The 15613-nt window shown below is 34.9% G+C and carries 11 protein-coding genes and 1 pseudogene; 1 reads left to right on the forward strand and 11 read right to left on the reverse strand.

The annotated features are described in order from the left end of the window. Window positions 1–99 precede the first annotated feature (99 nt). Together betA and betB are read right to left on the reverse strand one after the other, a co-directional pair. Entirely contained in the window at window positions 100–1818 is a 1719-nt protein-coding gene (gene betA, locus CM54_RS08485; protein ID WP_002432573.1) for a choline dehydrogenase, read from the reverse strand. 166 nt (window positions 1819–1984) lie between these two features. Then, window positions 1985–3475 (reverse strand): betaine-aldehyde dehydrogenase, encoded by a 1491-nt coding sequence (betB, locus tag CM54_RS08490; RefSeq protein ID WP_023351054.1) that lies wholly within the window; start codon window positions 3473–3475, stop codon window positions 1985–1987. A 287-nt stretch (window positions 3476–3762) separates the two neighbouring features. On the opposite strand from betB, the gene cudC reads away from it, so the two are divergent. Continuing rightward, window positions 3763–4341 (forward strand): choline uptake/conversion transcriptional regulator CudC, encoded by a 579-nt coding sequence (gene cudC / locus CM54_RS08495; protein ID WP_037550624.1) that lies wholly within the window; start codon window positions 3763–3765, stop codon window positions 4339–4341. Window positions 4342–4429: 88 nt separating this feature from the next. Here cudC and CM54_RS08500 read toward each other — a convergent pair whose 3' ends face one another. The 9 genes and pseudogenes from CM54_RS08500 to sat all read right to left on the reverse strand — a co-directional run bounded on the left by CM54_RS08500 (window position 4430) and on the right by sat (window position 15598). Then, complete coding sequence (locus CM54_RS08500) at window positions 4430–6052, reverse strand: BCCT family transporter (protein WP_002469734.1); 1623 nt, start codon at window positions 6050–6052, stop codon at window positions 4430–4432. A gap of 384 nt (window positions 6053–6436) precedes the next feature. Further along, entirely contained in the window at window positions 6437–7735 is a 1299-nt protein-coding gene (locus tag CM54_RS08505) for an anaerobic C4-dicarboxylate transporter family protein (protein ID WP_002436174.1), read from the reverse strand. 214 nt (window positions 7736–7949) lie between these two features. Then, a complete protein-coding gene (gene nrdG / locus CM54_RS08510; RefSeq protein WP_030059181.1) occupies window positions 7950–8480 on the reverse strand; it encodes an anaerobic ribonucleoside-triphosphate reductase activating protein in 531 nt (176 codons plus the stop codon). Further along, complete coding sequence (gene nrdD, locus CM54_RS08515; protein WP_023351049.1) at window positions 8477–10327, reverse strand: anaerobic ribonucleoside-triphosphate reductase; 1851 nt, start codon at window positions 10325–10327, stop codon at window positions 8477–8479. Before nrdD ends, nrdG begins: the two co-directional genes overlap by 4 nt. A gap of 217 nt (window positions 10328–10544) precedes the next feature. Further along, window positions 10545–10832: a hypothetical protein gene (locus tag CM54_RS08520; protein WP_030059182.1), complete on the reverse strand. Its 288-nt coding sequence runs from the start codon at window positions 10830–10832 to the stop codon at window positions 10545–10547. A 195-nt stretch (window positions 10833–11027) separates the two neighbouring features. Next, the gene (locus tag CM54_RS08525; protein ID WP_002436224.1) at window positions 11028–11792 is read right to left on the reverse strand and encodes a CHAP domain-containing protein; all 765 of its coding nucleotides are present in this window, start codon (window positions 11790–11792) and stop codon (window positions 11028–11030) included. A gap of 389 nt (window positions 11793–12181) precedes the next feature. Continuing rightward, a pseudogene (locus CM54_RS08530) lies at window positions 12182–13552 on the reverse strand (CitMHS family transporter). A 246-nt stretch (window positions 13553–13798) separates the two neighbouring features. Beyond that, window positions 13799–14398: an adenylyl-sulfate kinase gene (gene cysC / locus CM54_RS08535; protein ID WP_037550629.1), complete on the reverse strand. Its 600-nt coding sequence runs from the start codon at window positions 14396–14398 to the stop codon at window positions 13799–13801. A 21-nt stretch (window positions 14399–14419) separates the two neighbouring features. After that, window positions 14420–15598 carry a sulfate adenylyltransferase gene (sat, locus tag CM54_RS08540; RefSeq protein WP_037550631.1) on the reverse strand — a complete coding sequence of 393 codons (1179 nt, stop codon included), beginning with the start codon at window positions 15596–15598 and terminating at the stop codon, window positions 14420–14422. Window positions 15599–15613: the final 15 nt, after the last annotated feature.

Consider the following 15613-nt stretch of genomic DNA (forward strand, 5'->3'; position numbering starts at 1 on the left):
TAAATAAAAAGCCTTTAAATGAATTTGAATTCAATTCACTTAAAGGCTTCGCTAATTATAGAATAGCTTTTGTTCATTTAATTGACGAACTTAGTTCGATTAATATTGATAAAATGGATCGTCTTCCATTGCGCCAGCTTTCTCATCATGAACACCATGTTTATAGTAATCTACATATTGAGGTTCTAATGGTTGTCTACCACGAATAATGTCTGCTGCTTTTTCAGCTAACATTAAAACTGGAGCATGAATATTACCATTTGTTGTACGTGGCATTGCTGATGCATCTACGACACGTAAGTTTTCCATGCCATGAACTTTCATAGTTAATGGATCTACAACAGCCATAGGGTCTGAAGAAGGGCCCATTTTAGCACTACAAGATGGGTGTAATGCTGTTTCGCCATCCTTACGTACCCAATCTAGAATTTCTTCATCAGTTTGTACTTCTGGTCCTGGTGATATTTCTCCACCATTAAATGGATCCATAGCTTTTTGTTTAAGAATATTACGTGCAACACGAATTGCTTCTACCCACTCGCGTTCATCTTCTTTAGTTGATAAGTAGTTAAACACGATACTTGGTTTTTCAAATGGATCTTTAGATTTAATTTTCAAGCTACCTCTTGAATTTGAATACATTGGACCTACGTGAACTTGATAACCATGCGCAACAGGTGCTTTTTGGCCATCATAACGTACAGCTATAGGTAAGAAGTGGAACATTAAGTTAGGATAATCCACTTCATCATTTGATCTTACAAATGCGCCACCTTCGAAGTGGTTAGATGCTGCGGCACCTTTACGTGCAAAGATCCATTGTAAACCGATAAACGGCATACGTTTTACATCAAGACTTGGTTGTAATGATACAGGTTGTTTACATTTATGTTGAATGTATACTTCTAAGTGATCCTCAAAGTTTTCACCCACACCTGGTAAGTGCATACGTGGCTCTATGCCTTTAGATTTTAAGAACTCTGAATCACCTATACCAGATAATTGTAATAATTGAGGTGTGTTGAACGCACCGCCTGATAAGATGACTTCGTTAGCTTTAACCGTTTGTTCTTTACCATTTTTCTTATAAGTGACGCCTGTTACCTTTTTACTATTGTTATCATCGAAATTAAGTTTCGTAACGAATGCACGTGTCTCTACGTCTAGATTTCTACGTCTCATTGCTGGGCGTAAATACGCTCTAGATGCTGACATACGGCGACCATGATGAACTTGACTATCGAATGGACCAAATCCTTCTTGTCTAAAGCCATTTACATCTGGTGTTTTATGATATCCCGCTTCAACACCTGCATTAAAGAATGATTTAAATAATGGATTTGTAGCAGGTCCACGTTTTAATTTAACCGGTCCGTTATGTCCACGTACTTTATCATAAGGTGACGCACCATAAGTTGTTTCTAACTTTTTAAAATATGGTAAGCAGTGAGCGAAGTCCCATGTATCCATACCTTCTGGCTCTGCCCAGCCTTCATAGTCCATTGGGTTACCTCTTTGATAAATCATACCGTTAATTGAGCTTGATCCACCAAGCACTTTACCTCTAGCATGGTCAACTTTACGTCCCATATGAGGTTCTTCTTCAGTTTGATATCTCCAGTCATAGAATGGGTTACCAGATGGGAACATTAATGCTGCGGGCATTTGAATAAATAAATCCCAGAAATAGTCACTACGTCCAGCTTCCAATACTAATACATTTTTATCTTTATCTTCAGATAGACGGGCACCTAGTACTGAACCTGCGCTTCCGCCACCAATAATGATGTAATCATATGAATCATGTTTTCTACTCATCAAATTCGACCTCCAAAATTGATAGTTTTCTTTGTTTTTCAACATCTCTTTCTTAAAAGGTTTTACATATTGAAGTGAGCGCCATTATGTTTTTCTAAGCGCTCACTCGCAATGAATATTTTTTAATTTCGAAAATTAAATCAGCATACTTTTTCAAATGGAAGAATTATTTACTAAACCAATTCACTGGTTCTGGATTCGTGTTTGTTAAGATGTGTTTAGTAATCAAGTATTCTTCAAGTCCTTCTTTACCAAGTTCTCTACCGATACCTGATTGTTTATAACCTCCCCATGGCGCTTGAGCGAAATAAGGATGGAAATCATTAATCCAAACGGTACCTAATTTTAATTTGTTAGCTACACGTTGTGCTTTACCAATATCTTTAGTGAATACCGCACCAGCTAATCCATAGATTGAATCGTTAGCTAAACGAATTGCTTCTTCTTCATCTGAGAAACCTTCAACAGTTACGACTGGTCCAAAGACCTCTTCCTGAACAATACGCATTGATGTATCACAATCTGTGATAACAGTAGGTTCAAAGAATAAACCTGCTTGTAAATCTTCACGTTCAGGACGTTTACCACCGATAGCAATTGTAGCGCCATCTTGTTTAGCAACTTCCATGTAATTTTCAATTTTCTCACGATGTGCAGTTGAAATAACTGGTCCCATTTCAGTGTCTTGATCGAAACCATTACCAATTTTAATTTTACTTACACGGTCGATCAGTGCCTTTTCAAACTTATCTTTAATATCGTTATGAACTAAAATTCTAGAACCTGCAGAGCAAACTTGACCTGCGTGGAAATAACCACCATTTAGCGCTTGATCCACTGCTAATTCAAAGTCTGCATCGTCAAAAATGATGTTTGGATTCTTACCACCAAGTTCTAAAGCAACTTCAGTTACATTGTCAGCAGCTTGTTTCATGATGTGTTTACCTGTTTCAATACCGCCTGTGAATGATACTAAGTCAACTTCTTCATGGCCAGACATAACGTCGCCAACTTCTGAACCTGCACCTAGAATTAAGTTGATTGTACCTTTAGGGAAACCAACCTCTTCCATTAATTCAAATACACGAATTGTTGTTAATGGTGTAATTTCACTAGGTTTCATAACTAAAGAACAACCTGTAGCTAATGCAGGTGCAATCTTCCATGATGCTTGAAGTAAAGGATAATTCCAAGGTGTGATTTGTGTAACTACACCGATAGGTTCTTTGATAACTTTACTTTCAGAATTTGGGATTGGCGTATTAATGATTTCGCCACCATCTTTATCAGCTAATCCTGCGAAATACATGAATACATTATGAATATCATCCATATCTGCATAAGATTCTTCTAATGTCTTACCAGTATCTAATGTTTCAAGTTTAGCTAATTCTTCTCTATTTTCTTTAATTTTATCTGCGATGGCTCTTACTTTTTTACCTCTAACTTCACTTGTTTCAAGTGACCATTCGCCCTCTTCAAATGATCTTCTTGCAGCTAAAATTGCTCTTTCCGTATCTTCTTTAGTCCCCTCAGCTACTGTAAAGATAACTTCTTGATTATAAGGATTTATAATATCTCTTGTATTTTTATTTGAACTTTCAACCCATTCACCATCGATATACTGACGGTTTGATAATTTATCTACAAGTTCCATCAAAACAACCTCCGTTAAGTTTGTTAAATTTTTATTTAACGAATTTTACAAATTTATGTTAGCATAGGTATTGAAAACGTGTCAATTTCTTAAAATACATTTGTAATACACAAGTAAATATCCAAACTTAACATTATTCTCCTTACTTACAACTTTAATTTGATAAATTAATTTTAATTTTTGTAAAAAGGTTTTATAATAGTTTGGCATGTAAAATTTTCAATTTTAAGTTATTTAACTTAATTGACGTGGTAAAAAAATTGAATATTAGAATTGGAGGTGCAGTGATGACACGTACGAATAATGACGCGCACCAAGTCGAACAAGCGAAAGATTTAGTGATAAACTCTATTGGAGAAACGATGGATTTGTATGGTATTAATCGTAGCGTCGGCAATTTATATGGCATCATGGTTTTTGAAGGCAGCATGACACTAGATGAGATGCGTCAACAACTACAAATGAGTAAACCAAGTATGAGTTCAGGTGTAAAGAAACTTCAAGAATACGACATTGTTAAACAACAATTTACACGCGGAAGTCGTAAGCAACATTTTATCGCAGAGAAAGACTTCTTTAATTTCTTTAGAAACTTCTTTACAAGAAAATGGGAACGAGAAATCGATACTAACATGGAAGCAATTAAAGATGCCGAAAAGATCATCAACCCACTATTAAACAAAGAAAATTTAGATGAAGAAGCAAAAGAAAATTTAGATGAAGAAGCAAAAGAAAATGCGTTAAATGTTAAAGCTCAATTAGATCATTCAAAAATATATTATGAATGGTTAGAACAATTAAGCGAGTCATTGGAATCTGGAGAAATATTCAAATACTTCCCTATTCCTGAACATGAAAATGAATAAAATTAAATTTAAATTATAACGTAAAAAAGCCAAGGGATATTCAAACGTATTTAAACGTGAATATCCCTTGGCTTTTTTGAATTAGTATTTATAAATTATCGTCTTCTGGTTCTTCTTTGACTTGAACGATTCGAAGTGATCGTCGTTCAACTTCTTTCAATTTATCTGCACGTGTTTCAAGTTTTATTCGATCTCGACCCAGTATGATGAGGAAGGAAATCATCATAAAGGTGAAAATGACGAGTAAAGGTACACTGGCCAATATTGATGCTGTTTTCAATACTTGAAGTGCTCTCTCGCCACCCACTAACATGAGTGAGAATGGAAGTAAACATAATGCGAATGCCCAGAATAAACGATTGGCTCTTAAAGGTTCCCCGATAACTTTTTTCTGTGATGCAGCTGCTAGGATATAAGAACCAGAGTCAAATGTTGTTGCTAAGAATAAGAATGCTGAGATTAAGAATAAAATAATTGTAATTGTTGGGAATGGTAACTGATGCATTACTTCAATAATTGTTGCTTCAGTACCATGACTATTTAAATAATTAATAACATTAAATTGTCCAGTAATTTGTAGGTAAACTGCATAGTTACCAAAAATACCGAAGAATAATACACATCCTAATGTACCGTAACACATTGTACCTAATACTACTTCTTTAAGTGTACGACCTTTAGAAATGCGGGCGATAAATAAACCGATGAACGGTGCATATACTAACCACCAAGACCAATAGAAAATTGTCCAATCTTGAGGGAAATGAGTTTCCTTACGACCATGAATACCGCCAAATGGTTCCATCCAAGTCGCCATGTGGAAGAAATCTCTTAACATGTTACCGAACCCAGTTACCGTTGTTTCCATAATAAACACTGTTGGACCAACGATAAACACGAACGCTAGTAATATGAATGATAACCACACGTTGACGTCACTTAATTTTTGGATACCTTTTTTCAATCCAGTATAAGAACTAATTGCGAATATAACTGTAATGGTTAATAAGATGATTGAACGTAACACCATATTAGTTCCATCTAAACCAGTTAACTTCTCAACACCAGCTGAAATCATTGGCACACCAAGTGCTAATGACGTAGCGGCACCTCCAAGTAAACCAAATATAAATAATATATCTACAACTTTACCGATAAATTTATCAGTTTGACCTTTTAAAATAGGTCGACAAGCTTGACTAATTTTATAAATCGGTTGTTTCTTAACGAACACAAGATAACCGATTGGTAGTGCTGGTAATACATAGATAGCCCATGCAATAGGGCCCCAGTGGAACATACCATACTGTGTCGCATATTGAAGTGCTTCATCTGACATTGGTTTTGCGCCATTAGGTGGGACTTGGTAGTAAAACGCCCACTCAATCACACCCCAATACAAGATATCTGAGCCGATACCCGCACAAAATAGCATCGCAGCCCATGTGAAATTATTAAATTCTGGCTTGTCACTTGCTTTCCCTAATGTGACATTGCCGTATTTACCAAACGCTATGTAAAGAACGAAACAAAAGATTGCCAGTCCCATAAATAAATACACAGAACCAATTGAATTAGAAATGGCACTATTGATGTCTGTGATGATTGTTTCACTTGCTTTCGGAAAAACCATCATAGGTATAACGGCAAAAAGTAATACTATGACTACGCCTATGAAGGTCGTCCAGTCCATAACTTTTTCCTTTTTCAATTGTGATCCCCCTAATATTATTTTTATGAATCGTGTGTTCAATTACGCTCAATATTTATTGATTCACAAAAAAGACAATAACGAAGTTTTAATAATAATGCAAATTACATACAAAGATTTTTAACCGTTATAGTGAATATTTATATAGTTTGAGGCATTTTAATGCTCATTTAAAATGACTATGACAACAGTGTTAAATTAAAATTTAACAAAATAAACGAATTTTACAGAATGTTGATTATGCATAAAAATACGCATTCAAAGAATATTTATTTATTTTCAAAACTTCGACTCTTAAAGAAATAATTCCTTATACAAAAGAAAAACTACTTTCCAATTTCATTGAAAAGTAGTTTATGTAAACCGTAGAGAATGATTTAATTTTTAATAACCTAATAGTGCTTTAATAGTGAACCCAATGATGATAGATACAGTAATCACAAAGAATCCTGGGACGGCGAAGCTGGTTGGTCTCGTTCTGCCTGTTTCATCTAACTCCACAGCAAATAGTAATGTAGGTTGAGCTGGTATCACGAAGTTAACGTTCAATGTTTGTACCATGGCTACGAAATAAATAGGTGGAATGCCTAAACTCATAACGATCGGCACCATAATCGATGCAGTGGCAGTTTGAGATATTACAATCATCGCTACAATGGAAACCAATATAATGACTAACCATGGAACTTGGCTAATCGTTTGTCCGATATCATTTTTTAATATTTTTAAATTTTGTGGCGCATTAAAGATTGTTGCACCTAACCAACCCGGTCCAAGCACAGCAAATAAAGCTCCCGTTGCTGATTGCGTAATATGAGAAGTTAAAATATCTGATGTGTTAATTTTGACTAATAGTAAATTAATTGCTGAACTTAAATACATAAAGAATTGTACTATCTCAGTCATTTCTACTTTGACTGTCTTTCCATTAACATCGAATGTAGGCATAAGATGTGGGAATATACCAAATGTTAAGATGCCTAACACACATAATAGAAAGCTTAGCACGCCTATTTTTACTTTTCCTGAAAATTGATTTTCAAGCTCGTCCTCCGGCATTTGAACTAAACGCTCAGATGAATCATGTACTTTCTCTTTACGCCCTACAAAAGTACAAAAAATACTAAGTAGCAACATACTAATAAGAGCAGTTGGTAAAACGATACTTAAATACTTACCCATCGATATATGATATCCTGCTAAAACTGAAATGATATATGCGGTAGCTGAAGCTGCAGGGCTACAAAGCAGTGCTAAATTTGCAGTTAAAACTGATGCAGTTAAGGCTCTCTTAGGTTGTATATGTGCCTTCTGCGCCGTTTTTGCAATAATAGGTTCTAAGGATAAAGCTATATTAGCCGTACCTATACCAAAGACGAAAAGGAAAACAATCATCGGAGCAATAAATATAATCGATTTTGGAAAGCGTTCAATCACACGCGAAGCAATATAAACGAGATAATCAATACCACCTGTTGCTTGAAGAGTTCCGCCTGCGATACCAATAGATAAGATAATTAAAACTGCTGTAACAGGAGCTGAACCTGGAGGTAATCGAAAGATAAATATCATTATTAACTGAGCCACAATCGCAAAGATACCACATCCAAGTGCGCCAGCTGTTCTAAGACCTAATAATATCGCAAGAATCATTATTATGATTTCTATGATAAATAAAACCATGAGAAGATCTCCTTAAACTTGGTGAACAAATTTTGTATACATTAATATTTTATCACTTAAAGATGTAAATAGTATATATATAGGTAGAATATTATTTATTATCACTTTAAATTTGATTAGGTATTATCATTTTTCCTACTTTAGTGATTAATATCTCTTTTAACATTTTAGATTATGAAATAAACTGAAGCGAGTGTTATCACCCGCTTCATTATTACACATATTCAATAATCCCATGGCTACGCAAAGAATCTTGAACGTCTATCACGCGTTGGTTAAGAGAGCCTTTATAAGGTAAATTGGGTTTATATAGCTGATACATAAATAGTCCATCAACCAAAATATCAGTAAGTTCAAGTAATTCTCGTCGTTCATCCGTTTGATGTTTCAAATATTCGAATAGAAAGCCAGTCCATATCCAAATCGTTTTACTGTAACCAAATCTCTCTCTAAACGCTCGTGCAATCTTTAAAGATATATTCAAATTGCAAAAAGGCTCTCCACCCAAAATACTGATTCCAGAAATATATGAGGGGGCACAATTTTCAAGTATTTCTTGCAAGATATCTTCAGAAAATGTTTCACCATATTTAAAAATCTGTGCTTTTTCGTTATAGCACTTTTTACATTGAAAAGGACATCCTGATACATATACACTACAACGTACACCCTCGCCATCCACAAAGCTATGACTTTCAATTTTAGCAATGTGATTTTGTCCTGTTTTAATGTCTAACATGCTCATGAACGTGGTTCCTTCATATGTTTAACTCTTGCACAAATTTCTTTTTGACGTCCTTCTATTACTGGTCGTTGTACTGGATTTCCTAAATAACCACATGTTCTTTTCACGACATCGACGGTCTTAGGATCGCTATTTCCACAGTTCGGACATTTATAACCATTTTCAGTAGTTTCAAAATCACCATCATAATCACACTTGTAACAATGATCAATAGGAATATTCGTTCCTAAATAGCCAACTTTATCATAAGAATAATCCCACACTGCCTCTAACGCTTTAATGTTGTGATTAAGTTTAGGATATTCACAATAATGAATGAAACCACCACTTGCATAGTAAGGGTAATCCTTTTCAAAATCTAACTTCTCGAAAGGTGTTACATCTTTACGCACATCATAATGGAAGGAATTCTGGTAGTATCCTTTATCGGTAATATCAGGTATTTCACCAAAGCGCTCTTTATCTAAGCGACAAAATCGGTCGGTCAAAGATTCGCTTGGCGTACTATAAATACTAAACCAAATATCATATTGGTTAGTCCATGCATTCTGATAATATTTCATTTCTCTTAGAATATCTAATGTAAATGTTTTAGCTTCAATATTATCCTCCCAATCAGGACCGTAAAACATTGTTGCGGCTTCATATAAGCCAATGTAACCCATTGAAATCGTCGCACGTTGGTGTTTAAACAGTTCTTCTACATTTTCAGAAGCGTTTAATTTGTATTTAAAAGCACCACTTTTATAAAGAATTGGCGCGTTATTAGGTATTGCATCTTTTAAGCGTTTAATTCTATAAACTAATGCATCATGCATCAATTGCATTTTTTGATCAAATAACTCCCAAAACTTGGCCATATCACCATTAGATTCTATTGCAATTCTTGGGATATTCAATGTGACAACGCCTAAGTTACAGCGGCCATTATTTTCAAAGTTTCCTGTTGCATCTTTCCAACTAGGTAAGAATGAACGGCAACCCATTGGCGCTTTAAAATCACCCAAAAGCTCAACGATTTTGTCATAATTTAAGATGTCAGGATACATACGTTTCGTTGAACACTCAAGCGCGAGTTGTTTAATATCGTAATTGGGATCATCTGGGCTAAAGTTAGTACCCTTTTTAATTGAGAAGACAAGTTTCGGGAAAATAGCTGTCATACGGTCTTTACCCAGTCCTTTAATACGCGTACGTAAAATAGCTTGTTGTATTTTGCGACTAAGTTCATCTGTACCTAAACCAAATCCTAATGTTACAAATGGCGTTTGACCGTTGGAGGTATAAAGTGTATTAATTTCGTATTCCAAACTTTCGATGGCATCGCCGATATCTTTAGTCACTTGTTGCTCTACGTAAGATTCTATTTTATCCGGTTGGACATATTGTTGTGCCATTTCACGATGATGTTCTGCATTTAATTTAGCATATGTACTTAATAATTCATCTACGCGGTCAACTGTACAACCACCATATTGGCTGCTTGATACGTTTGCGATAATTTGAACAAGTTGTGCAGATGCGGTTTGTATTGATTTAGGGGAGGTCACATGTGCATTACCTATTTCAAAGCCATTTTCTAACATATCTTTAGCATCAATTAGACAACAATTCGTTAATGGTTGAAAAGGATGGTAGTCTAAATCATGGAAATGTATATCTCCAGATAAATGTGCTTTAGCTACGTGTTTTGGAAGTAGATTTTCTAGTGCATATGATTTAGATACAGTTCCAGCTGTTAAATCTCTCATTGTAGAGAAAGTATTACTATCTTTATTTGCATTTTCATTTAATATTGTCGGGTCTTTTGTTATCAATCGTGTTAATGATTGTTCTAAAGCAGTCATATTATCACCTTTTTCTATATATGGTATCTATTTACAAAATATAACACTATATATAGTATTACAATCGATAACTTAGACGTTAACGAAAGTGTCAAAAAGATTTTAACGTTTCATGAACTATATGTAGAAAGGGCACTTTATTGCGAACAATTAGAAAACTCTAACATGTGTGATTATCATCTACATGTCAGAGCCTTATGAATAAAAAATATTCTACTTATCTATCTTTGTCTTTAAACCGTTCTTCAACTTTTTCATTATCTACTGAATGATGTGCTTTATCTTCAGTTTGATGGTGTGGTGCTTCACTCTTTTCACTTTCTTCATCTGTGTGACCTTTTGCCATTTGAAGGTTCTTTTCTGTGTTTTTACGTTTTTCTTCTTTTGAACGTTTATCGTAAGCACGTTCTTCATAAACTGAACCAACTGTTAATATAAGAATAACAGCTATAGTGACAATGATAATAACTGCTAAAATAATCCACATCCAAATGTTAAATTCCATGTTACTTCACCTTCCTTAAAGCTAAAAATAGCTCAACTCTAATCTCTTTATTTTTAAATTTCCCTTTTAAAATAACTTCAATCACATAATCATTGACTTAACTCTTTATATGTATAAAGTTTCTTATCTATATAAAAAAGCCATGAACCGTTTAAGTTCATGGCTTCAGTACTAAAAATATTTCTAGTCACTCGATTATGAAATGTAGTTATAAGCGCCAGCTTGGCTTGCTGAGATTGTACGAGTAGATACAACTCCAGGTCCACCGTTATAGTTCATTTCAGATACTTTTACTGAACCGTCATTATTTACGTTCTCAACGTATGCAACGTGACCGAATGCACCTTGTGAAGTTTGCATGATTGCACCTTGTTTAGGTGTATTGTTTACAGTGTAACCTGATGATGCTGCTGCGTTAGCCCAGTTGTTAGCGTTGCCCCAAGTTGAGCTGATTTTGCCGCCAACTTTGTCATAAACATAGTAAGTACATTGACCTGAAGTGTATAGGTTTGAACCTGAAGATGTTTGACCTGCGAATGCAGCTGATGCATTGCTTGAAGATTTTTGAGTTGGTGCTGATTGAGTTGTTACTTTAACGTTTCTATCAGAAGTTGAATAATTTGCACCTAAACCTCCACCATTATTTGAGTTGTAGCTTTGAGTTTGGTTATTTGTTCTATAATTATTGTAGTTATTGTATGAATTGTAGCTTTGTGTACTTTGGTTAGCATTTGAGTAGTTAGAGTTGTTTCCTTGTTGAGCTTGTTGTGGACTCCAGTTACCTTTCCAATCGTAATGATAGTTACCTTGTTGATCGATTGTATAAGTGTAGCTGTAAGAATAAGGATCGTTAGGGTTATATCCATTATTGTTATTTTCCGCTGCATCTGCATCGTGTTGCATGATTCCAAATGTTGCAATACCTGCTGTAGCGATTGTAGCTGTAGCGATTTTTTTCATTTTAATATCCTCCTATAATTTGGGTAAATCTTTTAACTATCTCGTGGCTACCTTCAATTATCTTTAACATTTAAGTTTAATTTTTTCTTCGTTAATTAACGACAAGAAACACTGTAACAGACACACAACCGTTTGTGTACAATGTTAATACTTTGTAAATGAATCATAATAATGTAACGCCCTCTTGTAAAAAACGTGTGTCAATTTTACACAATTTAAACCACTTTCATGACAGTAGTTATAGCGATTTAATCAACATCGTTGTTACAGTTGTTGTAATTTATCTGATAATTTTTAGAGTAAATTATTTCATTGAAAAAGGGATGAAAACTTCGTTTCATCCCTTCTGTGATAGCGCCTTCACACTAAGTATATGATTTAATTAAAATCTAAACAGTAACGACGCCCATAAGTACTGCGATGAGTAGTAGCACAATAGCAAATCCCCAAATCCAAAAGAATGCATACTTAATGTAAGTACCCATATTCGCTTCAGCAAGTCCAATGGCTAACCATAATGCTGGTGAAAACGGACTTACGAATGTACCAATAATATTACCTATCACCATTGCATATGCTGTAGAAACAGCTGAAACATGAAATTGACTAGCAGTTTGTTCAACAATAGGTAAAACAGCAAAGTAATATGCATCCGTACTTGTTAATAAATCTAACGGCACACCGAATATTCCAACAATGATATGCAAATATGGACCTACTGCATCTGGAATAATCTTAATAAAATCAGTAGCAATCGCTTTAAGCATACCCGTTTCATTAAGAACACCTAAGAACATTCCAGCTGCAATAATGACTGCCGCCATCATTAAGGCATTAGGAGCATGAGCCTTTAATCGATCCATTTGTTCATCAACACTTTTATAGTTGATAATTAGTGCGAGTGAAGTGCCTATCATGAAAGCAAACTCTGGTGGCGCTAGATTTGCTAACATGATGACGATAACTAAAATCGTTAATACTACATTTATCCATATAATATAAGGATTATTCCTAGCACGGCCTTTAACTGGAAACTTAATATCTTGTTCACGTTCATAAATATTAACTAATCTATGTATATCTACATCTTGCGTTTCTTCTACTTCGCCTTTTTCTATCGCCTTCTTAATAAGTTTCTTTTCACGAAATCCTAAGTATACTGCGAAGATGATTACGAGGACGAATCCAATAATTTGAATTGGAATCAGACCATACCATAATTCATTCACACTTTTCACTTTCAATACTGTTGCCACACGTGCCATAGGTCCACCCCACGGAACCATGTTCATAATTGCTGCACTTAATGCAAGTAATAATATTAGTAGGTATTTATTCATATTTAGCGCTTTATATAATGGAAGCAATGCTGGTATTGAAAGTAGGAAAGTCACTGCCCCAGCGCCATCTAATTGTGCAAATGAACCAATTAACGCAGTCATAACACAAACAATAATCACATTACCTCTCGTCATTAATATCAATCGCTTCACTAAAGGCTTAAATAATCCACTATCAGTCATAATGCCAAAAAAGATGATGGCAAATATAAACATTATGACAACGTTCATAACTTGTTATAAGCCCTTATCAAAGAATTTTACTAAATCTCCCACACTGTACCCCAATATCATTGCACCGATACATGGTATCAATGTCATGCCAACAACCGGGCTAATTTTCTTCGCTATGAGTAAACCTACAATTGAAACAATGATCGCTAACCCAATCATCGTTAACCATATATTATCTCCATGCATATTTAACATCCCCTTTTATTAACTCCGCTATGTCATACGTAGGTTTAATAAGTATTACTATACACAGATGTATAAAATTTTAATCATCCCCCAATAAATCATTCCTCATCATACTCGCTAAATCCCCTTGTATTTTGTAAGCGCTTTCTATAATTGTAACAAAGATTTTCAAAATAAAAAATATGTATAGACATATAACAATTCAAACATAAAGCATGTATGTTCATTGACATACATGCTTGTGAGTTAAATATATTGATGTTGCTTAAGGTATTGAATCACACGATCAACTGATTGATCAATTGATTCATGTTCAGTATCTAAAATGATTTCTGGATGATCTGGAGCTTCATAAGGGGCGCTAATACCTGTAAACTCAGGAATTTCTCCAGAGCGTGCTCTCTTATACAATCCTTTAGGATCGCGGTTCTCACATTCTTCAACACTACATTTCGTATATACTTCTATAAATTCATCATCTTTGAGAATCGCGCGTACATTATCGCGATCTTGTTTATACGGTGAAATGAAAGCTGTCACAGTGATTGAACCTGCATCAACCATGAGTTTGGCAACTTCACCTATACGGCGTATGTTTTCAGTACGATCTTCAGGACTAAATCCTAAATTTTTATTAAGACCATGACGCACATTATCCCCATCTAAACGATATGTTTGCTTTCCTTCATTGAATAGCGCTTTTTCTAAAGCGACAGAAACGGTCGATTTACCTGAACCAGATAACCCCGTAAACCAAATAACTGCACTTTTATGACCATTACGATTTTGTCTTTCTTCTTTCGTCACTTCTGAATCATGCCAAGTAATATTGTTAGATTCACTCATGCTATCTCTCCTTTTACTTTATTATTTTTCTCGTAAACCTCTAATTAGTACTTCAGCGACTTCTGGTCTTGAAAATTGAGTCGGCAAGGATTCTCCGTTACGTAATTTTTCTCTAACTTTTGTACCACTTAAATGTAAATGTTGAGAGGCATCATGAGGGCATGTCTTAGCCGTCGCCATATTACCGCATGCTTCACAATAAAAAGCATGTTCAAATTTTAAGATTTGAATATCTAGTTCATCTTCAAATTGAGTGATAAGCTCTTGCGCTTCATATGTGCCATAGTAATCACCCACACCCGCATGATCACGTCCCACTATAAAGTGTGTACAACCATAATTCTTACGCACTGTTGCGTGCAATATTGCTTCACGAGGGCCGGCATAGCGCATTGCTGCAGGATAAATCACTAGTCGTGCTCTATTTTCAGGGAAATAATTCTTGAGGATAGCTTGATAACTTTCCATACGAACATCAGCAGGTATATCATCTGATTTAGTTTCTCCAACTAAAGGATTGAGAAGTAATCCATCTACAATTTCTAAAGCTGATTTCTGGATATATTCATGTGCACGATGAACTGGATTTCTAGTTTGGAATCCGACAACCGTTTTCCAACCTAAATCATGGAATAATTGTCTTGTTTCAGATGGATCTAGATGATAATCAGAAAATTCATCATGTTTAGGGCGATTGATTAATTGAATAGGTCCAGCTAAGTACACATTACCTTTTTCATACACTTTCTTGACACCTGGATGTTGTTCTTCAGTAGTTCCATAGACTAATTTTGCTTCTTTTTCTTTATCGTACGTGTACTTCTCTTCTAATTTTAATGTTCCATATAATTCACCATCTTCACCGTATAAAGCAATGTCATCACCAATTTCTAATTGATTCGCTTCTTCTTCAGATACTGGTAAAGTAATGGGAATACTCCATACTAATCCATTTTCTAAATGAGTGTCTTCAACAACTTTGGTATAGTCTGCTTTATTCATAAATCCTGTTAACGGACTAAAACCACCAATACCAATTAATTCTAAATCTGAAATACCCCAAGGATTTAAAGTAATTGATTTATATGATGATGCTTCCTTAATTAAACGTTCTCTTTCCTCACCTTCAACAACTCGGTTAATTAATTCACCACCATGTGGTTGAATTGTATAGTTAATTACTTCTTCATTTTTAGACATCGTTTTATAACCCCT

The sequence above is a fragment of the Staphylococcus sp. TE8 genome (genome assembly GCF_000692055.1).
Classification (GTDB): domain Bacteria; phylum Bacillota; class Bacilli; order Staphylococcales; family Staphylococcaceae; genus Staphylococcus; species Staphylococcus capitis.

Coding starts and splice junctions, on each gene's coding strand:
- betA (WP_002432573.1), bottom strand. CDS start 1,818: ATGAGTAGAAAACATGATTCATATGATTACATCATTATTGGTGGCGGA.
- betB (WP_023351054.1), bottom strand. CDS start 3,475: ATGGAACTTGTAGATAAATTATCAAACCGTCAGTATATCGATGGTGAA.
- cudC (WP_037550624.1), top strand. CDS start 3,763: ATGACACGTACGAATAATGACGCGCACCAAGTCGAACAAGCGAAAGAT.
- CM54_RS08505 (WP_002436174.1), bottom strand. CDS start 7,735: ATGGTTTTATTTATCATAGAAATCATAATAATGATTCTTGCGATATTA.
- nrdG (WP_030059181.1), bottom strand. CDS start 8,480: ATGAGCATGTTAGACATTAAAACAGGACAAAATCACATTGCTAAAATT.
- nrdD (WP_023351049.1), bottom strand. CDS start 10,327: ATGACTGCTTTAGAACAATCATTAACACGATTGATAACAAAAGACCCG.
- CM54_RS08520 (WP_030059182.1), bottom strand. CDS start 10,832: ATGGAATTTAACATTTGGATGTGGATTATTTTAGCAGTTATTATCATT.
- CM54_RS08525 (WP_002436224.1), bottom strand. CDS start 11,792: ATGAAAAAAATCGCTACAGCTACAATCGCTACAGCAGGTATTGCAACA.
- cysC (WP_037550629.1), bottom strand. CDS start 14,398: ATGAGTGAATCTAACAATATTACTTGGCATGATTCAGAAGTGACGAAA.
- sat (WP_037550631.1), bottom strand. CDS start 15,598: ATGTCTAAAAATGAAGAAGTAATTAACTATACAATTCAACCACATGGT.